Genomic DNA, 24,877 nt, shown 5'->3' on the forward strand with positions numbered 1-24,877 from the left:
TTGAAGATTGTCTGGATTACAATTTCTACCGGCCGCACAGCATGCTCCGCATGCTGACGCCCGTGGAATACCTCCAAGGCATTCCAGGCTACGAGAATGCTACACTGGATATTAGTGTCCTATATGTTTAGGAGCCCGACCCCTGCAAACTAAATACATGAGCATGTCAGGAAAACAGCGACACACAAATAGCCGTTTTTTATAGAAAACCATCCTAAGAAACGCTTTTAAGACAGCAGGCTCCGACTTCAAGATCTATAACGCTAAAGATCGCTGCCCAATAGGTCTTCTAAACGGGCGGACTCAACTAGCACAATGCCAAAGGGCTGTACTTTCACAAAACCATCGCTCTTAAGCTTATGCATCGTCCGGCTAATTGTCTCACGAGAGAGACCAGAGCGTTTAGCTAGGTCATTTTCAGTGAGAGGAACGACAGTATTGCCCTCGGCGTCTCGTTCGCCGAAGCGATAAGCGGCATTGAGTATCTCAAAGATGAGGCGAGTCCGAGCGCTGCCGCCCATAAGATGCGCCATGCGTCGCAATAGGCCGTCAGTACCGCTATAGACGCGAGATAAAAGGTCAAACATCACATCAGGATTATCCTTTATAAATGAGACCGCTTTTCGAGCAGGTGCTATGCGCACCGCCGCAGACGTTGAGGCTTCAAAAAAATAGTAGTTTGGCGTCTTATTGATCGCCATAGACATCGGGAAGAATGCACCTGGTTTAAAAACATTAACCACAACCTCATTGCCAGCAGATGAAATATCATACTGCGTAACGGTGCCCTCGACAATGTAAAAAATATTCTTGAGCGTTTCGTCGGGACGAATTAAAACTTCACCTTTCTCGAGCCGCTTAAGCGGAAAGGCTTCGTAAAAATCTTGAATTGTCTTTTTAACCTCTTTGTCCATCATTTCCGTCTTACGCTCATTGTACTATACGAGCGTAGTGTCGTCTAATTGCTTTGCAGCACTAGATAAGCGGTGACTATTTAGGAAGCAAAATACTAAAAACGGAACCTTTTCCGAGCGTGCTTTTTGCACTCAGTGTGCCGCCAAGCTCGCCGATAATTTTAACGGCAATGGCGAGTCCTAACCCGTGACCAGACGCCTGGGATCGTGATCTATCAGCCCGGTAAAACCTATCAAACATGTGTTCCATATCATCTTTAGTCATACCGTAACCCTCATCTTTAATATGAAGGATCGCATGTTTTTCCGTCACTTCAGAGGAAAGATAAATACCCTTATAAGATTCGCTGTATTTTATTGCATTATCAAGCAGAATAACAACAAGTTTGATAAGTTTTTGTTCGTTACTTACAACTGAGACTATCTCAACATCGTTATGAAGTACAATATGATGTTCATCGGCAAGTGGTTTGATTTGATCGCTCGCAGCCAGAACGATTTTGTACAAATCTGTTTCTTTCTTCTTTCCGACTGTTTCACTAGCTGCGAGATCTAACAGGTCATCACTCAACTGCTTGAGTTGATTAAGATCACGTACGTTCTGTTCGATGCTTCTGCGAGCATCGGTTACGGTCAGTTGCTTCTTACGAAGCGTCACCTCATTTGTAAGCAGGAGACTCGTTAATGGCGTACGAAGTTCATGGGACGCATCGGCAATAAATCGTTCTTGTATCTTCATAGCACTCTCAATAGGTTTAAGCGTCTTACGAGCCAAGAGGTAGCTGATACCGCTGCCTACAAATAATGCAAAAATATTAAGCAACGCGAGATTCATCACCAGGCCTGCTTTTGTGTTCTCAGCTTGTTGTCGAAGCCATTCATTTATTTCATGATCTGGGTCGTGTAAATAAACTTCCGAGTACGTATCCGGGTTTGGTCGTTTTTCAAGCTCACGGACTGACGTGCTATAAAAAACAGCGCTAAAAGCAATACTCATGACCATAATGATAGCCAAGTACGAAGCGCTCAGCCGAAAAGTAGGGGATTTTATAAACGCACGTAGGTTCATACAGCCTCACTTATCTTATAACCAAAACCGCGAACCGTATGAATGAGAGACTTGTTAAACGGCTTATCTACTTTTGCGCGCAGGTACGTAATAAAAACTTCAAGCGTATTTGGCAAGATATCAGCATCAAAGTCCCATACGTGCTGCATAATCTCTTCTTTGCTACAGGCACGTTCCGGATTTCGCATAAGATACTCCAAAATTGCATATTCCTTCCGAGAAAGGTCTATCGCTTTACCGGCGCGCGTAACTGTACGACTCGCCGTGTCGAGCTCCATATCCGCAATACTAAGCGTATCCTGCAGCGCTTCTTTAGGACGACGCAATAACGCGCGAAGTCGCGCCAATAATACATCAAAAGAAAAAGGTTTACCCAAATAATCATCCGCACCAGCGTCAAGGCCTGTCACGATATCACCATTTTGCGTTTTCGCGGTTAGCATCAAAATAGGGACAGTGACTTTGTTTTCGCGTAGCTCTCGACATACCGCAATGCCGTCCTTTGCAGGCAACATTACATCTAGGACAATCACATCATACGGTTCATAGAGAGCCGTTCGAAAGCCACTTTCGCCGTCATGCTCGACATCAACAGCATAGCCTTCTTGTTCAAGGCCTTCTTTAATAGCGCTGGCAATAGTTACGGAGTCTTCGACAACGAGTATTCGCATAGTGCAAGTATACACCAGTCATCCTTAACGAATCTTTAAGAACGGTTCCGTACTATAGAGGTATGAGAAAGACAATTGCTATACTCGTTATCGTCACTCTTCTTGGTATCGTAGCCGCCTACGAAGTACCTGCTGGTGGCAAAAAAACCACCACATCGGCCACAGCTTCAACCACGACCCAAACGACCCCCTCGACAAGTCAATCTAGCTCATCGAGCACGACCACAACGCCGACAACCACCACGGCAAGTGCTACGTATAAAGACGGTAGCTACACAGGCTCTACTGCCACAAATATGTACGAAGATATCCAGGTTGCTATTACCGTTAGCGGCGGTAAAATCACCAATGTCACTACGCCTGTGGTAAATAGCGACAGCGGCCACTCTGAGCAAATCAATAACTACGCAATCCCACAACTTAATCAGCAAGTTATCTCTAACCAAAATGCCCAAATTGACGGCGTTTCCGGAGCATCTTACACCACACAGTCCTACACGCAATCACTCCAGGCTGCTCTCGATCAAGCAAAGGCGTAACATGCGACGAGTTGACCACATTATGGGAATTCCCATAATCATTGATACACCCGACACTACTGACGCGTCTCTTTTTGAGGCTATTTTTACACGACTACGTGAAATAGATCAGGTTTTTAGTACCTACAAATCCGAGAGCGAAGTTAGTAAATATAGAAGGGGAGAACTGCACGACGAACAATTGAGCAGTGAGGTAAGATACATTAAGCAAGCTTGTAAGGACTTTGAAAATAAAACAGCTGGATATTTTTCCGCCTACTACGACGGTAGCTTCGATCCGACGGGTTACGTAAAAGGCTGGTCAATCCGTGAAGCAGGTAATGTCCTCGAACAGCACGGCGTTCATACGTATTTAATTAATGCAGCTGGAGATATTCTAGCTGCCAGCACAGGTGAGAAAACTTGGAATATCACCCTGCAAGATCCTTTTAATCGTCAGGCATCACTTGGTACAATCGGTCTTAAGAACGGTGTCATCGCAACGTCGGGTACGTATGAGCGCGGTAATCACATTCTTAATCCACACACAAAACAACCTACAAATTCTATCATCAGTGCAACAGTGTACGGTAAGGATATTGTCACCGCCGATGTGTTTGCGACTACCTGCGTGGCTATGGAAGCCGATAAAGCGATCGATTTTATAAACCACCGAGAAGGTTACGAGGCACTTTTGATTGATGTGCACGGATTGGTTTTAGCAAGCCAAAACTTTTCTAATACCTAGTAGGCAAACCGCTCGGTAACAATGTTTTCAGAGGATACCCCAAGTTGTTTGAGGTTTTTAACCAACGCTTTTGACATACCGTCAGGACCACAAATATAAATGGTCGTATCTTCATACGCCACGCGACTCAAAGCATCATAAGTGATTCGCTGGCCGACACTATCAACAAAAAAATTGATCTTAAGGCCGTACGCTTGTAGTTGACGCAGCTCATCGCTAAATGCAACATCCTCCGGTGTGCGAACAGCATATAAAAGCAAAACATTCTTACCATCATGAAGCAGCTGACGAATGTTAGAGAGGAACGGCGTAATGCCAATTCCGCCTGCGATAAGTACAGTGTTGGATGTTTCAGCAGCGCGATCGGCAGTAAAGTTACCACGGGGTCCGTCCACTATAACGTACGAGCCAACCTTAAGTTTCATCAGACGCTCTCTATAATCTAGGCTTGCTTTGATAGTAAACCGCAGCACCTCCATACCGGGAGAAGATGAAAAAGAGAAGGGATGGGCTTCATACCATAGACTTGGTGTCATAAAGCGCCACGTAGCGTACTGACCGGCCTCGTAGTCAAACTCACGTAGGTTTTTACCTGTTAGTACGACCGAATACGTATTGGTAGCCGTTTTCTCAATCGACAGTACTTTGAAGCGATGTCGTACGAACAAGACAAATTGACGAACAACTCGATACCACGCCCATACAACAAAGGCTAAAATATACAGCATGTACCAATAAGATGCAAACCAAAAGTTGGCAATAAAATCGCCACCTAATTTAATTTGATGCAGGAAGGTGAGGTAGATACCAAAATAAATAGTCAGGTGCACAAGATACCAAATCTCATACCGCATTTTAGTGCGAATCATATGAATAGAAATCGCACCCACCCCAAAGAATATAATCGTGCCTAAAGTGGCCCACAGCACATCTTCATATTGGCTGCTGCTAAAAGCTAAAAACTGCGACCACCACGAGATATGTGCCGTCTCAGCATAGCCTATAAGTTGATAGGCGAAATGTCCTGAAATGGAGACGAGTAATGTATAGCCATTTAGACGATGGAGATCTGAAATCTCCTGAAGATCGAAGGCACGCTCAATGAATGGTACGCGGCTCATCAGAATAATCTCTACTACCACGCTCCAACCAGCCAGCAAACCGAAAAGACGTCCGATAGCCATAACCCGGTCATTTGCGCTAAGAATTGATGTCATACTGCCGAACCACCAGCCTAAAAAGAGGATAAAAAGACTAGCAATCACCGCTACATAAAAGCCGGTTCGCATGGACTGACGATAGGTTGTTGCTGGTTGCATTGCCTTTAGTATGTCAGACACAGCTTAAGATTTTGCTAAAAGATCTCTCTAGTGAGTAAGCAACGGCAGACACATTGGATAATTCAATGGCCGACAGAAGGCAAACCCTTAATGCTTCAGAACATGACAATGCCCCGCTCTCCGCGACAGGCTTCTACCGAGTCCGGAACCTTAGGTTACAGGCGGGAGCATTGTCTTGGTGTTGCGGGGCGTAGGGTGAAGCTACTAGCGAACGGCGGTCGCCGGAAGGGCATAGAGACTATGTGTAACGTAGGCTCCAGAGCGGTACTGACCATAGAAATGGTCGTACTCGCTCTTGCTATCCACGAGGACCATGATCGATTCGAGTATACCCGTGAGCAGCATGTAGAGATGCTCGCCGGGCTGCACCTGAGGTCGATAGTCCTCGAACTCGTTCGTCAGCAGCGGCTGAAGCTGGCGACCGACGGTACCGTTCTTCACTCCATCGATGTTAGCGAAATACTTCACAGCCATTTCATTCTCCATTCAATCAGATTGACTTGTGCCAGCGGGTTGCGGAACAGGAGGCCGAAAAACTTTTTTAGTTAATCGCAAAAAACTACCTTTGTCAATGTGTCTAGGCGAGTAAATACTCCTCTCGAGTTTATTTTATTTATTAGATCACATAAGTTCAATGAGTCCATAGCTAGATAGGGACTCATTGAAAAGTCTTTACTTGCTATGAGTGGATAGCCGCCCCATTCGTTCATTGACGAAGCATAAGCACCATAGTACAGTAAAAATAACAATGAAAAGAAATACAGACGGTTTTACGCTTATTGAACTTGCAATTGTTGTTGTTATCATTGCTATTTTGTCGGCAATTACTATTTTTACGTACACAAAAGTTCAAGTTAACCAGCGAGATTCCGCACGTGACTCGCGCGCTAATGTCATATCAGGGGCACTAGAGAAATACTACGCAAAACACGGTGAATACCCGAGCTGCGCCAATATGACTCAAAGCGGAAGTCAGGTGAGTACCTTACTGAGCCTTGACCAGTCTATCCTCGTTACGCCTACCGCTCCAAGTAGCACAACCAATTCCATCACCACCTGCGCAGATCTGACGGCCGGTATCGGTGGATCTGACGTATTTGCCTACGCAGGAGGTGATGGAAGCACTGCCTGTTCCACAGGTAGTGCATGTGCAACCTATAAACTCGAGTACCGTCAGGAGAGCACTGGCAGTATTATTACGGTAAGTGGTCAACATGCCGCAGCGGCCACACCGGTAAGCGCACCATCCGCTCCTGTTATGACCGCAGGGATGTCAGGCAACAACGCCGTAGGAACAACAGGTACTGTCACTTGCGCTGTTGGAACGCCACAATATCAGATCCAATACTATTCATCGAACACAGGTTCACCAGGTACGTGGTCAAGTTGGAGCGCATGGTCACCAACTCAGTTGACATACACCGTAGCAGCAAGTCAAGGCTACCAATACGGCTTCGAGGCCCAGGCAGAGTGTTATGACGGAACCAACACGAGTGCCAGCTCTCCAATTAGCAATACCGCGACAACGGTGCGATCGATCTCAACGCCTGTAGCACCAACATACCTAAGTCCAGCAACATTTAGCTCAAATGTTAATGCAACAGTTAACTACTCTTCTTCTTGTCCGTCTGGTACGTCTCTTCTCAATGGCACATTCCGAACTCAAGCCTGGACTGGTGGACAATTCGGACCACACCCATTCGGCTTCCTTGACTCATGGCAGAACGTCGACACTGTCAACCATAACGTCTCATATTGGGGTAAGTACCAATGCACAACCCCATACACAACCTCAGCCTATTCTCCTGAATCATATAATTCTATCTTGGTTTATCACCAATAAGGCCTTAGCGATGAATAACGATCACCAAAAACGAACTCAGCTAGCCCGAAGAATTATCCTCATTGTAGTGAGCGCTATTGCCGTCATTGCAATTGGACTTGGAGTTGCACTCTTACTAAAAAATATTAAAAACTTGAACGGAAACACTTCACAAAATATCAATAATTCACAATCGACCACCCAAAATGCCCAAACCGCCGCATCTGTTGTTAGTTCGTATATGGCACCAGATGCCATTCGCACGCTCACTTCCAGCTACCGAGCTCAACAGGATACCGCCTCTACATCTAACGTTGACTATCAGGCGGATGGACAATCCTTTGCCGTTAATATAACGACGAGCCACTACGCGCTCTTTACGCCCACATCCAAGGCTGGTGCCACCGACCCGCAAGACATCCTTGCGCAATCAACGACATTCATGCAAGACCACGGGTACCAAAAGGTAGACATTGCCGGAGCAACCACTGGCCCAACTCAGCCCACTGTCACAACCTACACAGACCTCGGCGCAACATGTCAACTTACGAGTGCACCTATGAGCACGCCACCTTTCTATATCCTAGCTTGCGCAGACAAAACAGATATTGATAAAGAGTATGCAACTATAAACAAGCTTCTCGATCTCTACAAGAAGGTTCACCAGGTTGACGCATTTACAAAAGCTATCTCTAGCACTATTACTTCTGGTAATAAATCAATGACGACCATTGCGCTCATCAACACGCACACACATCCCGTTCTCTTATTCGCGTCAATAGATGGAAACTGGGAATACGTCGGTAACGTTGGAGATGGGACTAACGCAACATCAAATGGTAAGTATTCACTAACACCAGATGTCCAAGCAGCCATCACAAATCCAAAATATGGCGATTTCTTAACACACAACCTCCAATAAAAATACCCCTGGAAGTGCTATCGCGCTAGTTAATTCCATGCTCACCTACGTCAGATGAGCGAGAACCCGCTTACTCTACTTCCGATATGTGATGGAAGCTGATAATTTCTAAATGAAGAGTCCGGATACTCTACGCGCCAACAAGGCGCGTAGAGTATCCGGTGAACTTCAACCTTACTGGATACTCACATCCGACACCTTCACGAAGCCCTGACGGCCTCCGAGAGAGATTTCGATGTACTTCGTTGCTCCCGTGAAGTCCGTGTGGTCATACGGGAAAGACGAGTCACTCGCCCAGGCGTAGAAGTGGTCGGTCGGAACGTTGGAATCGATCACCGGATACCGCTGTCCCGCACTGATCGCATAGGGTAGTGCTACCTGCGCGGGAATGTACCACGACGCAGGCGGGACAGCAATCAAGCTTGCCGGATACTCCGACCTTTCGGGAATCGGCCGTCCGTAGACGGGGATGCTCGTTAGGCCAGGCTTCGGCGTCACTGTCTGACCCATTGCCGGGAATGCGGCCGGCGCGTTCCACGGGCTGTAGAACCAGCCCGATTGGCCGTTTTCCCAGACGTGATACCACACGCCGCGACCATCGAGCTTGGGAGGCTCGATGGTCGCGAACGTCTGCCCGTAGAACAGGCGCGCAGCGTTGTTCGCGATCTCGGTACTACCCTGTCCAAGGACGGGGTCGGAGACGAGCGGCGCGTTGACATCGGGTGATGTGTGTAGGTAGACGAAGTTCGTCGGTTGCAGTCCTTGCGGAACGCACGACGAACTGCCGGCTGTGCAGCCGGTGACGACCTGCTTGCTGAACGGCCAAACCGGTGCGACTGTGACCATACCGCTGGCGAAGTCACTGTGCGGCAAGACCGGTGCACCGATCAGAGCCATGTAGAGCTGCCAGTTCCAGAACGGCCCGGGATCGACGTGTTGAGCGATGATGCTCACTGCGCTTGTGCCCGGAACGTTGTCATGACCGATGATGTGGCCACGGTCACGCGGAATGTTGTACTTGGCGGTCAGATACTTGACGAGCTGTGCGCTCGCCCAGTACATGGCGGGCGTGTACGAACTACTGTCGGCAGCAAAGCCAACATGCTCGATGCCGATGCTATGCATGTTGTACCACCAGTTACCACTGTGCCAGGTCATGTCCTTGTTCGGCACCATCTGATAGACAGTGCCGTCCTTATCCACGATGTACTGGACACTCACGTACGCGGTTGAATCCTGGAAGTGGGCGATTGCCGACTGCAGGGACCCTTCCGTGTCGTGAATGACGATCGAATTGATCGCCATGGTGGTCGGACGGTTGGCGAGATCGTAGTTACCGTAGTCGGTAACGTCGCCGTTGTTGTCGTTGTACGCCGCCGGAACGACGACGCAGCGCACCGTCGACGGGCACTCCGCACTCCACGTTGCCGCGGTGCGCGGTTGCGCTGCCGCTGCAGGCATGGTGATGAGCCCGAGACCCATGAGGGTCGCGATGAACATCGCTGCGACTTTTCGTCGCATGTCGACCACTTCCTTCTTTTCTGTTAAGTGCAGACGGTTGGGCGTCCGTCGGGTTGAAGCCCACATAAAGTATACGATACTGGACTAACAAAAGTTACAAATAAATTCGTAATCACTCACCGTCATTGCAACCAAAAAGATAGCATCCCAGGCTATCTTATCGGTTGTTTTTAAAAGTAACAACTTATGGTTAAAAAACAGAAAGCAAAACAAGAACTAGCTTATCGGCCGTATGAGCTAGAGCCGTATCCGCTACGACCACCTTCAGACTGACTGTTGCTAAGCCGAAAAATGGTGTTAAGAAGACCCGTAACACCGATAACAGCGAGGAGGACACCACCACCGTACTTTAGAAATTCTTTTCGGTCCATTTCTTTGCTCATAAGTTGAGCGACTTGATTATTCTTTATCATATCTTTTTGCTTTTTTATAACCTTCTATATCTATTAAAACAAAGCTAAAACGCTTATGCAAGGGTTTAATCAACAATTTGACGTGATACGAATGTAGTAGCACGCTGTGGCGGTGTTAAGCGAGACCGGGACGAAGGAACACTCGCTCTCATGTCAGTAATAAGTCTGCGTTCTGCACGTTGCATCGACTGAAATCCAGCATGAGATGGCTTAGCACCAACATTAGATTGCGCTAGACGTTGTTGAGAAGCGCCTACGGGCATAGATCGGCGTACAGGTCGCATTCCATCCACCGTCCGACGCATAGGCGCGGGAACGGGCGTTATGGCCGCTACAGGCATAGCAACGGGCTGCCTCTTAACCTCAGGAGGATGAATAACTTGTTTTGGCTGAGATGCGGTTCTTCTAACTTTCGCTTCTTGTCTTGCAAGTTTACGTGTCTGTTTAGCACGAAATGCATGTTGGATAAGTACCACCACAATTGAAACGTTATACAGAATAATGATTGGGCTTGCGATAAGTGTTTGTATCGTTAAATCATTGGCAAACGGCACAACTATGGCAACGAAGATGCTACCGAGTACGATGTACTTTTCAAATTTAAGCATTTTTTTAGGAGGAATGGGAGTGATATGATCAGCCAGACTCATAAGAAGCGGCAACTGAAAAATAAGTACGAAGGTAATGATAACGCTCACTACAAAACGCAAATATTCATCGGCAGAGATGATTGCTTCAAGTCCATTAATCTGAAAACCGCTAAAGAACTTGAGAGCTAGCGGAATAATCAATAAAAAGCCGAACGCTGCTCCGGCCACCACCAAGATAAGTGAGGTAATCGTTGTTGCGTATATGCGTCGTCGCGATAAACGCTGCGACAAAGCAGGCTGTATAAACATAATACTGTTATAAACAGCAACAGGCAGGGAAAGGACAATCCCCACCATAAGACAAATTTGAAGGATGAAAGTAAAACTGCCGGCGGGCGACATATAGTGAAGAGGACCGCTAAGAGGCGCCTTGATAAACTCGAACAGTGGTTCGTAGAAAAAGTAGCCCACAACCATTCCAACAATTAGAACAGCAACCACGGAAAGGAGCCGCAGTTGAATCTCTCTAATATGATGAACCATCATCGTGGGCTGCTGACGTGCTGTCGTTTGTGCTTGCCCCCTCATGAAGAAAATACTACGCTTTTAGTTACTTTTCTTCAGCTGCATCTTTTTTAGATGCGACTGTGTCTTCGCTACTATTTAGACCACGCTTTAGTTCGCGCACTGATTCACCGACGCCACGAGCGAGTTCTGGAAGCTTTTTAGCCCCAAATAAAATCAAAATAATCGCTAATAGTATTAAGAGTCCCTCTACCTTACCCATTTTTGTCCTTCCAATTCTTTTCGAATTTGTTACACTTTAAATATAAGCAATATTATCCATAAATACAAGCGGTAGTAACAATGCAAATATATAAGATCAAACAATTTATACAAAAATGGCAACGATTCGCACTGGCTGCGGCTGCTTGCGGCGTAATTATTGGCGCTACAGTGCCCGCGGCAAATAGCTATGCTGCAGCGACCTACTCGTGTGGATCTTACGGGGCAGGGAACTACTCAACCTCTAACTGTACTTCTGCTGCCGTCGGCGCACCAAATACAGGTTTCGCAAAGTTACTAGAGCCAACCAATGTTATGGCAATTATTGCATCTCTCGCGCTTCTTGGCATTGGTATCGGTATTATCGTCAAAGCACGTCGAAAATCACGCGCTTAATTACGCCGCGTTAAGATCATCCATCGCGATTGTTCGTGTCGTAATAACCGCATAGGTAATTATTTCGCCATCAGCCTGCTTTTGACCCCAGTTGTGGTTTGTATACGCGTCTACCATTAAAAGCCCGCGACCGTGTTCAGCCTCATCATTCGGCTCGTCGGCCGCTAACTCTCCTCGATGAATAGTCCCGGGTGTTTCGACAGGGGCTGACTCCACTGCAGGATTCACCGCAATCGTATAAACAGTTTCAGGCCTTGCCGAGCGGCGTTTCTTTTTCTTGACACTAGGCAAGCGTACTATGTCTAGCTCAGTAAGCATGCCACCGTATTTAATAGCATTTGCCGCAATTTCAGATATAATCGTCGCTGCTACATAGGCCAACATCTCATCTGTCCGCATGCTCGCTAGCGCGGCCTCGGCTAGTTTGCGAGCATCACGTGCAAGCTGTTCAGGTTCAATCGAACCCTGTAACTCTGCTATTTTTAGCCCCTTAATACGAATGTCTTTCCCAGAAATTATGTCCATTACAAGGGGACGGGAATGCGAAGGATTATGTTCGGTACTCATATAACGAAACTTTCTTTCTAAAAAGACGAATATAACGTCTCATTTACTATAATTAAGCGTACCTGTACCAAAAATGCAAGTAGCGCTACAATATGCTTATGAATAAAGAAAAAAGCCTTGCCACCGCCCGCATCACTCTTGGTGTAATTACCGTTATCGCAGTATGTACGCAGCTTATAAGCAGTATCCACTATGGTCGTGACATTGGTAACTTCTTTAGTTTCTTCACAATAGAAAGTAATATCTTAGCAGCCTGTCTGCTTATCGCAATGGGTGTGTACGCGCTCATGAAGCGTGAAGATAAAAATATCGCCTACATACGAGGTGCCATTACTCTTTACATGACAATGACCGGCATCATTTATATGATGTTCTTATCTGGCAACGAGGTAGCACTTCAGACGACCATCCCAGTTGTTAACTTTGTCTTACACTACCTTATTCCTGTGGTTATTCTGCTCGATTGGCTTATTTTCCCGCCTAAAACACCTGTTACATTTCAAAAGTCACTTGCATGGGTGGCATTTCCAGCATTATACCTTGTTTACAGTCTTGTCCGTGGAGCCATAACAGCATGGTATCCATATCCATTTATTAACCCCATAACGAACGGCTGGCCAAATGTCATAGGCATGAGTCTTTCTATCGCAGTCGGAACTATTGGACTTATTGGACTGCTGACACTGAGGACTAAAAAACGCCGTCATTCACGTACTCTGTAAAATGCCGTATACTAAGGTGATATGAAAAAAATCCAATCTCAAACTCTCCGACTCGAAAAAATCGTCGGTGGTGGTCAGGCACTTGGTCAACTTGATGACGGCAAGAAGGCTTTTGTATGGGGCGGCCTACCTGGTGAAACCGTAACTATCGATGTCACGAAAAAGAAATCACATTTTGTCGAAGGTATTGTCACCTCAGTAAGTGAACCGAGCGTCGAACGCATTGATCCCAAAGACCCCGAAAGTTATCTTTCTACCAGCCCCTGGCAGATCATGTCTTTTGAGGCCGAACAGCGCTATAAAGCAGCGCTCATTGAAGAAGCCTTTGAGCTACACGACATCGTCGTACCCGAGCCAATCGATGTTTATACAGATGGCAACCAATACGGCTATCGAAACAAGATCGAATTCAGCTGGTGGTGGGACACTGAATCAGAACAACTTGACCTTGCTTTTTTTAGGCGAGGAACACACGGCAAGATACCTGTGGAGGGGACGAGTCTCGCCACATCAGCAATTACCGATGCTGCGCACAAGCTTCGCCATGTGCTCCGCGAACGACAAACTGAAGGTCGCGACTTAAAGACTGTCATTATTCGCAGCAACCGAGAAGGCGGGGTGGTCGCCCAGTTATACGTTAAAGAAAAAGACTTTTTGCCACTCTCTGAGACGGAATTAACACAATTAGGGATACAGGGCTTTGAACTTATCTTCAGTAACCCTAAAAGTCCAGCAAGTGTTATAACAAGACGACTTCAGTCATGGGGCGACATCGTACTTCGTGATACGATTCTTGATATTCCATTTACCTATGCAGCTGAGGGATTCTTTCAGATTAATCTACCTGTATATGAACGGGCTCTGCGAGATATGAAGGAATGGATAGAACCTGGTAAGCCGACTGTCGACCTTTATAGCGGCGTGGGAACCATAGGCCTCACTATCGGCGGTCCGCAGATTACGCTTATTGAAAGCAACGAGCACGCCGTTCGTGAAATGGAACAAAACATTCATAGTCTCGATCGAGATGACTCGGCCACCGCCATACTTGCACCAAGTGAAAAGGCGCTCGACTATATTACCGGCGATGCATGTGTTATTGTTGACCCGCCACGTGCCGGCCTCCATGAGGATGTTATCGACACTTTACTCGAAGAAGCACCAGAGAGAATCATATATCTAAGTTGTAACCCTGTGACACAAGCTCGAGATGTAGCTCGCCTAGCAGTACGCTATGGCATACGTGCACATCGTGGTTACAACTTCTTCCCACGCACACCTCACATCGAGCATTTGATCGTACTCGACCGAAAAAGCTAGCTTGTTTTTATTCGGCGGTAGGCGAACTTGGCAGCAATGCGCCAATCGCTTTTTGCATCGCTATCATAGCGATAGATCTCACCATTTTTGACTTCACCAATAAGCACGAGCGCAGGGTTATATGGAGCAAGCGTACGGTAGAAGATAATATCTTCATCACTAATGTGACCGCGCCCTGGAAAAACCTCACGAAACTTGTCGCGACCGATTGCATCGAAATAGTTTGGCTGGCCCTTGGGCGGAAAATAAACTTCCGCCTTTAAACCCATGCGGGCAACCATCTTTTTGACATCACTTAAAAGCAGGCGAGAGTGTCCGTGAACGTAGACAAACAGCTGTTTCTTCTTGGTTAAAAATACCGTTGCCGAAGCACTGCGACTAACATCTACGCCACGCACAATAACTTGTGATATTTCAGCATCGACGCCGAACCGCTCTTTACAGACCTTTTCGAGCGCTATATCATCATAGATCTCTTCTCGCATAATAGCTCCATTGTAACACGACATCGTCAAGTCCACTGACGTGACACGGGGCGAGCATCAATCGTGTAGCACGTGGAAAAGCCTGGGCTTCGAGAAGTCGTCGAAAAACTTTAGACATGTAAAGCAATATAGGCGCACAACAATTGGATCTATACCGGTTCTACATCAGTGAGGCTAATTTGATTTTTGTGTTTGAAATAATAGATACACATCGCAAGTGTCAAGTTACAGATCAGCCCATAGATTGGCCTGACATATAAAATCCCGAGCGGCTGGCCAGCAAGCGAAAGTAAGGAAAAGATATACGCAACGGCCGCCAACGTCCAAGGAAATGGGTCTTCTGAGTGTGGCTCGGACTTTACCTTTAAAGCAACCATACTTGTACCGAAAATGTCGATTAAAAGAGTAAGCCAGATTGCTATATCATTGCTGTGCGTAGTAAACCAAATCGCGATCGTCAGCAGTGCAAATCCGAAAAGCAATTTGTCCCATTTTGATGTGTTGCGTACGCCGTATTTTAGCGACAGAAGTAGAATGATAAAACTGCCGGCAAAAAAGATCAGAGAAACGAGAGTTGATAGGCGACCGCCTGACAGGTACTGCGAAAGAAAGGCTATGCCATTCATAATGGCGGAAACAAGCCAGCTCAGCTGATGTGGTTTTGTCTTTCCGTTTAGAATCGCTAGCACATACGGAATAATGCAGTATGCAGCAACGGCTGTTGAAATAAAACCGGCGATTTTAGTAAGTTCCATAGCACAAGTATAAATTTAAGTGAGAGACTCGCCAAGTATTTTCAATAAAAATCATTAGAGAGTTATTGCTGTCATCTATTTGAAAGAACTTGCATCAAATAATGACCGTGTAGTTAAATAGTTAACGAATTATTCAGTCGCTTTTAGCGATTTAGACGGAAGCAGGGGATATAATATGCTCGATAAACTTTCTGAAATGCAGTCTTACTTATTTCAAGATGCTCCTACATCCGAAATACTTGGACGGGGGTCTCCTATCGCGCCTTCGAGGACCGTACTCTCTCAGTATGTAATCAATGAATTGCCACGAGATATAAAGGAATGGAATGACGACATTCTTTCTATAGAAGAATTGGCAAAACGGCAAGTAGTCGTGTTAGAAGCTGAACAAAAGCGACTGCGTACACTTAAAAACAATGAAGAAGCCGCCGTCGCTCATCTTGACATGCTTATGTTACTGGGCGCATATTTGCCTACAAAAGAAGTTGCATACCAGGTTGCACCTCCATTGCTTCTTGAACTGTTAACGTACCTTAGCGCACGCCATCATTTACCCTATCGATTAACCTACGAGTTAATAGTTGATGTCAATGTTACCGCCTTTTTACGATCCGGTGGAGACATTCGTACGTTCAGCAACGGCAAAACCGGACGTGTTGAGCGCGATTTCTATGTAGGACACTACTTGGCAGAACAACATATTCGTCGTTCATATGAGCTGCTACGCACCATCCTAGATCATCCAGCAATGACAGATAAACATACTAAACTCAAATCTACTCTCAAGGCCCTTGAACAATTTACCTCATACATGACCGCATTTGAACGATTACCCCCAGATAGCTATGCATACTTTCGTCGCTTCCTAGTTCCGTATCCTGACAACGTTAGGAATGCAAGTGGTGCATTTATGCCTACACCTCAGTTATTTGAGATGCTATTGCATACACCAGGTTTTACGCAAACTGAATACTTACGTCACAACCTGCAATATTTCTCCCGCTGGGCGCAAGAGGATTTGCAAGCGCACATCGAAGCCAAGGCGCAGCCAGTAACTCTTCAGTCCCTTCTAGATAGTGGCACGTTGCCCCTCGAAACAGACGAGCGCAAACTTGTTGATGCTATCATTGAACAATTTGTACAATTTAAGTTGACGCACATAAAAGTTGCGTCGTCTAAAATTCCTGAAGCTTTTCCAAAACCGCCAATTCTAGGGCGTGAAAACCTTCGTGCGTTCCAGCCACAACTTGACGCTAAACGAAATGGAACGGGCACTCAACAAGGTACAGGTGGTTTCACGCCACAAGATTTTCTTGCAGATGGAGTTGGTCGGCTACTCAATTTACAGATACAGTTGCGGCAATGATATGTCCAAAAAGGTAATAGCCCGCACCACTAGTGCTCTATAGAACTTAACACAGCCGGTCGTGTCCTCATATAAAAACGATCTTGGAGGTTGGATGAACCCATTCCTTTTTTGCCTAGTAAGATAAGCCAATCTGTCTCGGTTTTTTGCGCTACAATGGAAGGTAATGGATTTTTCTACACGTTACCGTAAATTGAACGAAAAACAGAGAGAAGCCGTCGATATCATCGATGGGCCTGTCATGGTTATTGCTGGCCCAGGCACAGGTAAAACCGAACTACTCAGTATGCGCGCAGCAAATATTCTGAAAAAAACCGATACCTTGCCAGAGAATATTTTGTGTTTGACATTTACCGAAAGTGGTGCCGCAGCAATGCGAGAGCGACTCTCGCAGATCATTGGTAGGGATGCTTACAAAATAGCAATCCACACCTTCCACAGTTTTGGAACAGAAGTCATAAATCATAACAACGAATTCTTTTATAGGGGTGCCTCGTTTAAACCAGCTGACGAGCTTAGCTGTTACGAACTCATGAACGCCATTTTTGATGGCCTCGATTACAATAACCCGCTCGCTGGCAAGATGAACGGTGAGTACACCCATTTACGTGATGCCGTAACGGCGATCTCGGAGCTTAAAAAGAGCGGCCTTACGAGTGATGAACTGCTTGTTTTGCTTGATGCAAACGACAAAGTCATGGACGAGATTGAACCACTGCTACAGACTATTTTCGCAGGGCGCATAGGTAAGATCACCGCTTCGCAGCTACGCGCTATTCTCCCTACCATTCGCGAATCTAACGAAAAACTACCGCTACCTGGTTTTGTTTCACTCGCCCGTATTGTTGCAGATAGTCTACAAACAGCAATCGAAGTTGCCGAGGCAGAGAACTCGACCAAAGCCATTACCGCCTGGCGCAATATATGGCTCAAAAAGAACGAAAAAGGCGATTTTGCATTTAGGGCACGCGACCGCCAAACAAAACTGCGCGCCGTCAGCTACATATATTACCAATACCTCCTGCGTATGCAGGAGCTTCAGCAATTCGATTTTGACGACATGATTTTACGCGTCGTTCACGCCATGGAAGTGTTTCCGGAACTCCGATTTAATCTCCAAGAACGTTTTCAGTACATTATGGTTGACGAGTTTCAGGACACAAACATGGCACAGATGCGTATTTTGCGTAACCTGACAAGCAACGAGGCTAACGCAGATCGTCCTAATATTCTAGTTGTAGGAGATGACGACCAAGCTATTTACAGTTTTCAAGGTGCCGACGTCGGAAATATTAACGGTTTTCGTGAATTATACGTAGAGACGAAGCTCATAACACTCGTCGACAACTATCGTTCGACCGACGCGGTACTATCACATGCCCGCGAAGTCATAACGCTTGGTACTGACCGACTTGAAAACCACATCGACGATCTCAATAAAACCCTCGTACCTCATCACCAGGCCAATACGTCCGTCAGACTGGTCGAGCTTACGACTAATAGCGACGAACGGCTCTGGGTGGTCGATGCGATCTCACAGGCCATACAATCAGGCACCGATCCTTGCGACATAGCTGTTATCGCAAGGCGCCATCACGAACTCGAAGCGTTGCTGCCATATTTCGCAAAAGCTGGCATTAACGTAAATTACGAGCGACGAGATAACGTACTCGACCTCGAAATTATTCAACTTGTAGAACACATCGCTCAAATACTCGTCACACTATTTGAAAAGAGGCATGAAGACGCCGACGCGCAAATGCCCAAATTATTAGCTCATCCTGCATTCGGGTTTATGCCAATCGATATATGGAGGCTGAGCCTCAATGCTCGTAATAACCACCAAAAATGGATGGAAGTTATGGCCTCGACACCGCTTTTTGTTCCACTTCATACCTGGCTTATCTCGCAGGCTCAATTGTTGACTCACGAGCCGCTCGAAATTATGCTCGACCATATTATTGGTCTACCATCTGAGCGTGAGGAGAGTGATTCGACATACGATGATAGTGATGATGAAACGAAAAAAGAAGAGAATACTCCCGAATTTATTTCGCCGCTTTTTCAGTATTTCTTTTCTCAAGATAAGCTCAAGACATCGCCAGATGCCTATCTCCTATACCTAGAAGCCCTCAGGACGATTCGTACAAAACTGCGTGAGTATCAGCCTAACGACCCGCCAACCTTGCAGTCATTTCTCGAGTTTATCCGCCTTCATCGTCAGCTCGGCAGCTCCATTACGAGCGTACGACCAAAAAGCGAACGTATTCAAACCGCAGTGAACCTTATGACCGCTCACAAATCGAAAGGTCTGGAGTTTAATGCAGTCTATATCGTAGGCGCAATAGACTCAGCATGGGGTGAACGTGTTCGCACCCGATCACGACTTATTAGCTATCCTGAAAACCTTCCTCTTACGCCGTCCGGTGATACATTTGACGAACGCCTACGACTATTCTTCGTGGCAATGACTCGTGCAAAAAATCATCTCACCATTAGCTACAGCCTGACCGACGACAGCGGGAAGGGCACGCTACGAGCAAGCTTTTTACATGATGGTATCTGGAAACCAATCGTTGACAATCAACCAACTACCCTCGACACGCTCATAAAGGCAGCCGAACTTGCCTGGTATCAACCCCTCGTTCGTCCACTCCATGCCAACATGAAAGAGTTGCTCGCACCGCATCTTGAGACCTACAAGCTCAGTAGCACTCATATTAATAACTTTCTTGATATTACGCGCGGTGGACCGCAGAGCTTTTTGCTAAACAATATTCTCCGTTTTCCGCAGACTATGAGCCCAAGCGCAAGCTACGGGTCAGCTATCCATGCCAGCCTGCAGCGCGCACATGCACATGTTTCTGCGACTGGGAAAGCGCGACCATTGGAAGATATCCTTCACGATTTTGAAGAAAGTTTGCGCGCTACGCACATGAATGAGTTGGAGCTTGCAACATACCTCCAAAAGGGAAGTGATGCGCTCTCTACATTTTTAACCGAAAAACAATCGTCTTTTGTACCCACACAAAAGACCGAGCTGAGTTTTGCTGGACAAGGTGTCCAAATCGGCCAGGTTAGATTAACGGGTTCTCTCGATCTTGTCGATGTAGACGAAGAAGACCGTTCGATCATCGTTACCGACTACAAGACCGGAAAGGCTGCTCGCGATTGGAACGGTAAAACAGATTACGAAAAAATTAAACTTCATAAGTATCGCCAGCAGCTTATGTTCTACCAGCTACTTACTTCAAACTCGCGTGATTTTAGCAAATACACATTCAAAAAGGGCGTACTTCAGTTTGTAGAGCCGACGATGAGCGGTGACATCATTCATCTTGAGGCAGAGTTTACGAAAGATGAACTTGAATCGTTCACTAGGCTTCTTGCGGCCGTATGGCGACACATCATTGCACTTGATCTGCCAGTAACTGAAAACTACGAACCAAGCTACAAAGGTATTCTTGCGTTCGAACAAGATCTAATAGATGGCATCTTATAGTTACAAAACACACACGTAGGAAGTCTTCTAGACAAGTTTGCGATCGCATACTAAGGTACTATAAAACCAAGGATTTATAGACACAGCCATTCCCGCAACTATAGCCTATAAATGATAAAAGCCCTGCAAGTGCAGCAGGGCCTTCACCATCAAAACCGACGGGCGACTTGCTGTACTTGCAGGGCTGGCTAGATCACGAGGACCTTCGCGTCCTCGAACAGCACCCCGAGGGTCGTCTTGATGACCTCCGCGAGGGTGCCGGTGTTGAAGACGCGACGGCGAACCTTCTCGACACGCACCTTGCTGCTGTCGAAGATGACGACGCAAGAAACGCCATCAATACCTGTCAGTGCTCGAACAATGCGCTGTGCCTCTTTACTGAGACTATCCCAGTCTCCTCCCTCCTCCTGTAGCGGGGGCAGGAAGCTAACATCATAGACGTTGGCCTCTACTGCAAAGTTGAAGTGCAGAATGATGCTGCACCCGTCGCCCGCTTTCTGGATAACAATCCTGCGGTCGGTCATAAGAGAGTCTCCTCGTCGTACTCATACCGCTATGTTTGCACGAGCGGGATTGCTCAGCTAACTTGACAATAACACTATGTTGTACTGTGGTCAATCGATGTGCCTCAGATAGGCCTACAAGACGTAGACCTCCGTATTTTCTTTGGCTATGATATCTTGATAATTTACAGAGCTTAACGTTATATAGAGACATGGAACAGACTATGAAGACAGAATCTCAACAAAATAACAGCTCAGCAGGACAGTTATGCTGGCACTGAAGTACAGATAGGAGGTGGTCGCTTTGGCATGAAGCCCTTAGCACAACATGGTACGATTCTCATTAGCGGCGGCAAGGTTACCCTGCTTAATACCCATAAACAACTCATCGCTCAAGCGTCAATTACGCAGTGCAGCGTCAGTAGAACTCCCTGGTATCTTTTTAGCCATGGTGTTTGGCTAACTATACAAGAAGTGCGTTATTTTGTTTCAATAACATACTTTGGCTCTCTCAGTGAGCCCGCTGCAACAGGATTAAGCAGGGGAGAGGCTACGAGAAAATTTCTGAATGTTCTCAATTCCTTAGGCCAGTCATAAACCAATCTTTGACCTATACACCCGAACAGAAAGAGGATTAGCTCCTATCCCTATGCCGTTTGGGTCAGTACGGCACGATCTATCATACCCATATAACCAGTTGCTGAAGCATTTTTGCTCGCCATAACGATGCTCAAGGTATGCTGCCCAGTCGTACTAATACTTATACCAGTCAGTACGGCGCGTGTAGGATTAAGACTTGAGGCATAGCCATCGACTGTACCGATCGTACTGCCATCTATTTGCAAAGTATAAATGCCACGGTTTTGAAATGGCAGATGGAAAAACTCCAAAGTGTGGGTGCCTGCATTGCACGCAAAATCGAACGTGATTGCATCATTCTGCGTAGTGTCCGAAACATTAACCCAGCCAACAAAGTTAGCAGTATCTGTGTTAGTCAGATACGTGGGTGTCCAAACGCCAATAGTAGCTATTTGTACGGAAGCCGCTCCACTCAGCCTGATATCAATTTGACGTGAAACCGCACCAGATGCTGGCAATTGCCATGACGCTGCGCTACCGCTAGATGCAGTCAGAACCTTACCAGCGGAAGCTGTTCCGCTGACGGCCACCCCATTTACTTTTGCAACAGTAGGCCCGGGATACGTGCCGCTCAGATCACCACCGACCACTGCTCCGGATGGCGTACGGCTATTGGTGGTCGTAGGGTCGGTTGCCGAAAGGGATGCATTTGAGGTACCGGCTGCGGATCCAGCGAAACGACTGTCATTTCCTGCTGCAACCGTGCTACTAGCAGTTCCTATCGGTAAATAAGTTGTTGAAACTTGCGTTGAGCTGTTAAGCGGCGCATAACCATTAGCTTGACCCTTATTGCTCGTCATCTCTCCGCCAGCAGCGGCTATGCTACCCTGGAGAATCGTCCCATCGCTCGCATGGGCAACCGACAAGAATCCGTTAAGGATAACCCCCCACTGGTTATCGTCAGATCCTGGAATAGGCAAGCGTGCTGGCATAAAATACCCCGATGGTTATGTTTATTATCGTTATTGTATCGCATGCTGGAATGCAGCACAAGCCTTACGCATAGACGTTCCTCCTTTCATTGTCAAAAGTATTGCATAAATATTATTTTTGTGTTATAATAATCAAGCTTCGAGAGATTCGCAAGCATGCTTTCTGTTATACAGCAGGGCCACAACCACCAACCCATGAGGGGGCAGTATGTCCAGCGCGAGCAGCTCCGACAACGTCGGATGCATGGCCATCATCGGCAAGATCGCGACGTACCTCGTCGTGCTCTTGTGCTTCAACGCACTCGTGTCCTCCTTCGCGCACACACAGGCGGCCGTCAGTGCCGCCGAGGCCGACGGACTCACGAACATCCATGTCCTCAGCGACAACTGGGTCTTCCCGGAGATCGACGGGTGTAACCCGTTCGACCCGAAGGAAGTCACCCTCACGGCCACGAACCTCCGCGGCCAGACGGTCATGGTACACGTGTGCATCACGGAGTGGCACAACGCCAACGTGAACACGGAGTACGTGATCGCGGGTACCGCGGGTCGGTGAACAACCCTTAGGCCCTCAGGCCTACACTGTACAGAGAGCTCCGAGGGGAATGCGACGGCGTAAGCTGGCGCAGCAACTCCCCTCGGCAGTTCCCTGGCTACATGATTAATTCGTGTCTCCAGGCAATTGCTAAACCTCCTGTTCCGTTGCTCTTCTCGATAGCACGGACCATACAACTAAAAATATCATATGGAGGGTGAAATTATAGAATTAAAATACGCACGTTTTTCGTGCGTATTTTAATATTGTTAGCTTATTACAAGTTCTCGAGAGGAATACCAGTTTTTTCAGATATTTTTCTCGCCCACATGAGGAGTTTCTCAAACTAATTGTCTCGAGCAGTAAGCGGTTTCATATTTGTCGATGCGTCCGATAAAGCTATCGAGTGTATTTATTAGATGGTCGTAGCTACGATCCAGTCTTTTATTAACTTCGTCGAATTAGCGATTGACTGCGTCGAAGCTAAAAGATAGAGACACAAATAAAATCAGTGCAAAAGGGAACAGACGGATAATGAGAGAGAAAGGACCGAGACGTCGGCAGGCGTAGGGTAAGCACGAATACTCCCCACGCCTGCCAACCCAGTCCGATCCGCTCGGGTCGCGGTAGAACAAGTTGGTCGCAACACCATCCTTCCCGACCTCGATATTGATGCCGGTTTCGTATAGGGCTTCCATGACCGTCATGCCGTAGCCCCCCATGGTGACAAGCATGTTGGGGAGACTGTACGCAAAGTACAGCTTACCCTTGATGTCCTTGAAGGCGCAGTAACTCTTGATCTCGCTGCCGCTGTCGCCGCGTTTGATCGAGATCGTAGCGTTGAGATCTACGTTGAATTCACTCAGGGGCTCCAACGGACGAGCGGTGACGTGCTGGGTCGCCTGGCTGTCGTACCAGAGCCCGGTGTTAAACTGGAACTCCGGATTCTGCTGGGGGTTCATGAGATTCCCTTCACGGTACTGTCGTGGTACTTGCGGAAGCGTTCAGATCCATCCCCACATTGGTTTTTGCACTACACCGCCGTGTTTTATGCACCTTCAGATACATGAGATGGATACTATGGCTGCCGAAAGTGCGAGTATCAGTGTATAGTACAAGCTCCTGCCGGCCGTTTGGAGTGATGGGGAGGCTTAGCGACTCGAGGCCTCATGTACTCGACGCGACGCGTATGTTAGCTGACTCCGATTGGGGTTAATTTTCTACGAGAGGGTTTCTGTTGGTTGCATAGCGAATCGCGACTACATGTTTTTTGGCCCATGCATTCGGGGGTTCGAATCCCTCCCCTCCGCAATAAACATGAACTCCAAATTACAATAAAAATAGCCCTCATCGGGCATCGGCGTTTATTATGGAAGCAGCCCCGACCGTGAGCTCTGTGAGTCTCGGTCGGGGCCTATCAGAGTCCTAGAACCCTGCCGGGCGGGTGCGCACGTAGACGGCCGGGTCGGTGATCGACCTGTTGAACGCCACGATGTACTCCGTCGACGGCAGCGCCACTTCCAGCGCGTCTCGCGCGGAGGCGACGTGGTCGGGGTCGTCGGTCATCGACTTCACGGTCACTCCGCCGACGTCGTCGGGGGAGCTCAGCGTGAAGTCGCCGAGGGACAGACCAGCACCGGACAGGGCGACCTGGATCTTCTGCGTCAGGTTCATTGCAAGGGCCTTTCGGGTCGTTGTGTCCTAAACTTAACTCTGAAGTGCGAAAGTGCGTAGCACTTTTGCTACTCTGGTGGAGCATGAGCAGCTACAAACACCTCACCAAAGTAGAGCGTGCCGAGATTGGAATATTACTTCGTAAAGGCTACTCCGCTGGGGATATC

Annotated in this window: 26 protein-coding genes; 9 read left to right on the plus strand and 17 right to left on the minus strand. The window is 47.2% G+C overall.

Annotation, left to right across the window (positions count from 1 at the left end; all coding sequences use genetic code 11):
* Window positions 1–263 precede the first annotated feature (263 nt).
* The 3 genes from VLG36_05540 to VLG36_05550 form a co-directional block, all read right to left on the minus strand.
* A complete protein-coding gene (locus tag VLG36_05540) occupies window positions 264–917 on the minus strand; it encodes a Crp/Fnr family transcriptional regulator (protein HSW78234.1) in 654 nt (217 codons plus the stop codon).
* A gap of 73 nt (window positions 918–990) precedes the next feature.
* Window positions 991–1,983, minus strand: a complete 993-nt coding sequence (locus tag VLG36_05545; protein HSW78235.1) for a HAMP domain-containing sensor histidine kinase — start codon at window positions 1,981–1,983, stop codon at window positions 991–993.
* Window positions 1,980–2,654, minus strand: a complete 675-nt coding sequence (locus VLG36_05550; GenBank protein HSW78236.1) for a response regulator transcription factor — start codon at window positions 2,652–2,654, stop codon at window positions 1,980–1,982. The genes VLG36_05545 and VLG36_05550 overlap by 4 nt, the downstream gene beginning before the upstream one ends.
* 62 nt (window positions 2,655–2,716) lie before the next feature.
* On the opposite strand from VLG36_05550, the gene VLG36_05555 reads away from it, so the two are divergent.
* Together VLG36_05555 and VLG36_05560 are read left to right on the plus strand one after the other, a co-directional pair.
* A complete protein-coding gene (locus tag VLG36_05555) occupies window positions 2,717–3,193 on the plus strand; it encodes an FMN-binding protein (GenBank protein HSW78237.1) in 477 nt (158 codons plus the stop codon).
* Between the two features lies 1 nt (window position 3,194).
* Window positions 3,195–3,920, plus strand: coding sequence for an FAD:protein FMN transferase (locus tag VLG36_05560; GenBank protein HSW78238.1), 726 nt, complete (start codon window positions 3,195–3,197; stop codon window positions 3,918–3,920).
* Here the strand turns inward: VLG36_05560 and VLG36_05565 are convergent.
* Window positions 3,917–5,260 carry a ferric reductase-like transmembrane domain-containing protein gene (locus tag VLG36_05565; protein HSW78239.1) on the minus strand — a complete coding sequence of 448 codons (1,344 nt, stop codon included), beginning with the start codon at window positions 5,258–5,260 and terminating at the stop codon, window positions 3,917–3,919. The genes VLG36_05560 and VLG36_05565 overlap by 4 nt on opposite strands.
* 204 nt (window positions 5,261–5,464) lie before the next feature.
* Window positions 5,465–5,734: a hypothetical protein gene (locus VLG36_05570; protein ID HSW78240.1), complete on the minus strand. Its 270-nt coding sequence runs from the start codon at window positions 5,732–5,734 to the stop codon at window positions 5,465–5,467.
* Window positions 5,735–6,008: 274 nt separating this feature from the next.
* On the opposite strand from VLG36_05570, the gene VLG36_05575 reads away from it, so the two are divergent.
* Together VLG36_05575 and VLG36_05580 are read left to right on the plus strand one after the other, a co-directional pair.
* On the plus strand, window positions 6,009–7,103 hold the full coding sequence (locus VLG36_05575) for a type II secretion system protein (protein ID HSW78241.1): 1,095 nt from the start codon (window positions 6,009–6,011) through the stop codon (window positions 7,101–7,103).
* A 10-nt stretch (window positions 7,104–7,113) separates the two neighbouring features.
* Window positions 7,114–8,004 (plus strand): hypothetical protein, encoded by an 891-nt coding sequence (locus VLG36_05580; protein ID HSW78242.1) that lies wholly within the window; start codon window positions 7,114–7,116, stop codon window positions 8,002–8,004.
* A 174-nt stretch (window positions 8,005–8,178) separates the two neighbouring features.
* On the opposite strand, the gene VLG36_05585 is transcribed toward VLG36_05580, so the two are convergent.
* The 4 genes from VLG36_05585 to tatA form a co-directional block, all read right to left on the minus strand.
* The gene (locus tag VLG36_05585; GenBank protein ID HSW78243.1) at window positions 8,179–9,591 is read right to left on the minus strand and encodes a peptidoglycan recognition family protein; all 1,413 of its coding nucleotides are present in this window, start codon (window positions 9,589–9,591) and stop codon (window positions 8,179–8,181) included.
* A 155-nt stretch (window positions 9,592–9,746) separates the two neighbouring features.
* Complete coding sequence (locus tag VLG36_05590; protein HSW78244.1) at window positions 9,747–9,896, minus strand: hypothetical protein; 150 nt, start codon at window positions 9,894–9,896, stop codon at window positions 9,747–9,749.
* 107 nt (window positions 9,897–10,003) lie between these two features.
* Window positions 10,004–11,116, minus strand: a complete 1,113-nt coding sequence (gene tatC, locus VLG36_05595; GenBank protein ID HSW78245.1) for a twin-arginine translocase subunit TatC — start codon at window positions 11,114–11,116, stop codon at window positions 10,004–10,006.
* Window positions 11,117–11,138: 22 nt separating this feature from the next.
* The gene (gene tatA / locus VLG36_05600; protein ID HSW78246.1) at window positions 11,139–11,315 is read right to left on the minus strand and encodes a twin-arginine translocase TatA/TatE family subunit; all 177 of its coding nucleotides are present in this window, start codon (window positions 11,313–11,315) and stop codon (window positions 11,139–11,141) included.
* A gap of 80 nt (window positions 11,316–11,395) precedes the next feature.
* Here tatA and VLG36_05605 point away from each other — a divergent pair, with 80 nt between their 5' ends.
* Window positions 11,396–11,710: a hypothetical protein gene (locus tag VLG36_05605; GenBank protein HSW78247.1), complete on the plus strand. Its 315-nt coding sequence runs from the start codon at window positions 11,396–11,398 to the stop codon at window positions 11,708–11,710.
* On the opposite strand, the gene VLG36_05610 is transcribed toward VLG36_05605, so the two are convergent.
* Entirely contained in the window at window positions 11,711–12,277 is a 567-nt protein-coding gene (locus VLG36_05610; protein HSW78248.1) for a hypothetical protein, read from the minus strand. It abuts the gene before it with no gap.
* Between the two features lie 98 nt (window positions 12,278–12,375).
* Here VLG36_05610 and VLG36_05615 point away from each other — a divergent pair, with 98 nt between their 5' ends.
* Together VLG36_05615 and VLG36_05620 are read left to right on the plus strand one after the other, a co-directional pair.
* Window positions 12,376–12,999: a Pr6Pr family membrane protein gene (locus VLG36_05615; GenBank protein HSW78249.1), complete on the plus strand. Its 624-nt coding sequence runs from the start codon at window positions 12,376–12,378 to the stop codon at window positions 12,997–12,999.
* 21 nt (window positions 13,000–13,020) lie between these two features.
* Window positions 13,021–14,319 (plus strand): TRAM domain-containing protein, encoded by a 1,299-nt coding sequence (locus VLG36_05620; GenBank protein ID HSW78250.1) that lies wholly within the window; start codon window positions 13,021–13,023, stop codon window positions 14,317–14,319.
* On the opposite strand, the gene VLG36_05625 is transcribed toward VLG36_05620, so the two are convergent.
* On the minus strand, window positions 14,316–14,804 hold the full coding sequence (locus VLG36_05625) for a hypothetical protein (GenBank protein HSW78251.1): 489 nt from the start codon (window positions 14,802–14,804) through the stop codon (window positions 14,316–14,318). The genes VLG36_05620 and VLG36_05625 overlap by 4 nt on opposite strands.
* Before the next feature lie 149 nt (window positions 14,805–14,953).
* Window positions 14,954–15,559, minus strand: a complete 606-nt coding sequence (locus VLG36_05630) for a hypothetical protein (protein ID HSW78252.1) — start codon at window positions 15,557–15,559, stop codon at window positions 14,954–14,956.
* Between the two features lie 175 nt (window positions 15,560–15,734).
* On the opposite strand from VLG36_05630, the gene VLG36_05635 reads away from it, so the two are divergent.
* Together VLG36_05635 and VLG36_05640 are read left to right on the plus strand one after the other, a co-directional pair.
* Window positions 15,735–16,925, plus strand: a complete 1,191-nt coding sequence (locus VLG36_05635; protein HSW78253.1) for a hypothetical protein — start codon at window positions 15,735–15,737, stop codon at window positions 16,923–16,925.
* A gap of 166 nt (window positions 16,926–17,091) precedes the next feature.
* Entirely contained in the window at window positions 17,092–20,427 is a 3,336-nt protein-coding gene (locus tag VLG36_05640) for an ATP-dependent DNA helicase (protein HSW78254.1), read from the plus strand.
* A 188-nt stretch (window positions 20,428–20,615) separates the two neighbouring features.
* Here the strand turns inward: VLG36_05640 and VLG36_05645 are convergent, their stop codons facing one another.
* The 5 genes from VLG36_05645 to VLG36_05665 all read right to left on the minus strand — a co-directional run bounded on the left by VLG36_05645 (window position 20,616) and on the right by VLG36_05665 (window position 24,710).
* On the minus strand, window positions 20,616–20,951 hold the full coding sequence (locus tag VLG36_05645; protein ID HSW78255.1) for a hypothetical protein: 336 nt from the start codon (window positions 20,949–20,951) through the stop codon (window positions 20,616–20,618).
* A gap of 626 nt (window positions 20,952–21,577) precedes the next feature.
* Window positions 21,578–22,501 (minus strand): hypothetical protein, encoded by a 924-nt coding sequence (locus tag VLG36_05650; protein ID HSW78256.1) that lies wholly within the window; start codon window positions 22,499–22,501, stop codon window positions 21,578–21,580.
* A gap of 166 nt (window positions 22,502–22,667) precedes the next feature.
* Window positions 22,668–23,006, minus strand: a complete 339-nt coding sequence (locus VLG36_05655; GenBank protein HSW78257.1) for a hypothetical protein — start codon at window positions 23,004–23,006, stop codon at window positions 22,668–22,670.
* Window positions 23,007–23,497: 491 nt separating this feature from the next.
* Window positions 23,498–23,998, minus strand: a complete 501-nt coding sequence (locus VLG36_05660) for a hypothetical protein (GenBank protein HSW78258.1) — start codon at window positions 23,996–23,998, stop codon at window positions 23,498–23,500.
* Between the two features lie 463 nt (window positions 23,999–24,461).
* On the minus strand, window positions 24,462–24,710 hold the full coding sequence (locus VLG36_05665) for a hypothetical protein (GenBank protein ID HSW78259.1): 249 nt from the start codon (window positions 24,708–24,710) through the stop codon (window positions 24,462–24,464).
* Window positions 24,711–24,877 lie beyond the last annotated feature (167 nt).

This window comes from Candidatus Chromulinivoraceae bacterium (assembly GCA_035478595.1).
In the GTDB taxonomy this organism is placed as follows: Bacteria; Patescibacteriota; Saccharimonadia; order Saccharimonadales; family Saccharimonadaceae; genus CAMLKC01.

Excerpts from the sequence above, each read along its gene's own strand:
- VLG36_05540 (HSW78234.1), bottom strand. The coding sequence starts at position 917 with ATGATGGACAAAGAGGTTAAAAAGACAATTCAAGATTTTTACGAAGCC.
- VLG36_05605 (HSW78247.1), top strand. The coding sequence starts at position 11,396 with ATGCAAATATATAAGATCAAACAATTTATACAAAAATGGCAACGATTC.
- VLG36_05550 (HSW78236.1), bottom strand. The coding sequence starts at position 2,654 with ATGCGAATACTCGTTGTCGAAGACTCCGTAACTATTGCCAGCGCTATT.
- VLG36_05615 (HSW78249.1), top strand. The coding sequence starts at position 12,376 with ATGAATAAAGAAAAAAGCCTTGCCACCGCCCGCATCACTCTTGGTGTA.
- VLG36_05620 (HSW78250.1), top strand. The coding sequence starts at position 13,021 with ATGAAAAAAATCCAATCTCAAACTCTCCGACTCGAAAAAATCGTCGGT.
- VLG36_05545 (HSW78235.1), bottom strand. The coding sequence starts at position 1,983 with ATGAACCTACGTGCGTTTATAAAATCCCCTACTTTTCGGCTGAGCGCT.
- tatC (HSW78245.1), bottom strand. The coding sequence starts at position 11,116 with ATGAGGGGGCAAGCACAAACGACAGCACGTCAGCAGCCCACGATGATG.
- VLG36_05575 (HSW78241.1), top strand. The coding sequence starts at position 6,009 with ATGAAAAGAAATACAGACGGTTTTACGCTTATTGAACTTGCAATTGTT.
- VLG36_05640 (HSW78254.1), top strand. The coding sequence starts at position 17,092 with ATGGATTTTTCTACACGTTACCGTAAATTGAACGAAAAACAGAGAGAA.
- VLG36_05590 (HSW78244.1), bottom strand. The coding sequence starts at position 9,896 with ATGGACCGAAAAGAATTTCTAAAGTACGGTGGTGGTGTCCTCCTCGCT.
- VLG36_05645 (HSW78255.1), bottom strand. The coding sequence starts at position 20,951 with ATGACCGACCGCAGGATTGTTATCCAGAAAGCGGGCGACGGGTGCAGC.
- tatA (HSW78246.1), bottom strand. The coding sequence starts at position 11,315 with ATGGGTAAGGTAGAGGGACTCTTAATACTATTAGCGATTATTTTGATT.
- VLG36_05570 (HSW78240.1), bottom strand. The coding sequence starts at position 5,734 with ATGGCTGTGAAGTATTTCGCTAACATCGATGGAGTGAAGAACGGTACC.
- VLG36_05635 (HSW78253.1), top strand. The coding sequence starts at position 15,735 with ATGCTCGATAAACTTTCTGAAATGCAGTCTTACTTATTTCAAGATGCT.
- VLG36_05625 (HSW78251.1), bottom strand. The coding sequence starts at position 14,804 with ATGCGAGAAGAGATCTATGATGATATAGCGCTCGAAAAGGTCTGTAAA.
- VLG36_05665 (HSW78259.1), bottom strand. The coding sequence starts at position 24,710 with ATGAACCTGACGCAGAAGATCCAGGTCGCCCTGTCCGGTGCTGGTCTG.
- VLG36_05580 (HSW78242.1), top strand. The coding sequence starts at position 7,114 with ATGAATAACGATCACCAAAAACGAACTCAGCTAGCCCGAAGAATTATC.
- VLG36_05585 (HSW78243.1), bottom strand. The coding sequence starts at position 9,591 with ATGTGGGCTTCAACCCGACGGACGCCCAACCGTCTGCACTTAACAGAA.
- VLG36_05630 (HSW78252.1), bottom strand. The coding sequence starts at position 15,559 with ATGGAACTTACTAAAATCGCCGGTTTTATTTCAACAGCCGTTGCTGCA.
- VLG36_05650 (HSW78256.1), bottom strand. The coding sequence starts at position 22,501 with ATGCCAGCACGCTTGCCTATTCCAGGATCTGACGATAACCAGTGGGGG.
- VLG36_05610 (HSW78248.1), bottom strand. The coding sequence starts at position 12,277 with ATGAGTACCGAACATAATCCTTCGCATTCCCGTCCCCTTGTAATGGAC.
- VLG36_05560 (HSW78238.1), top strand. The coding sequence starts at position 3,195 with ATGCGACGAGTTGACCACATTATGGGAATTCCCATAATCATTGATACA.
- VLG36_05660 (HSW78258.1), bottom strand. The coding sequence starts at position 23,998 with ATGAACCCCCAGCAGAATCCGGAGTTCCAGTTTAACACCGGGCTCTGG.
- VLG36_05555 (HSW78237.1), top strand. The coding sequence starts at position 2,717 with ATGAGAAAGACAATTGCTATACTCGTTATCGTCACTCTTCTTGGTATC.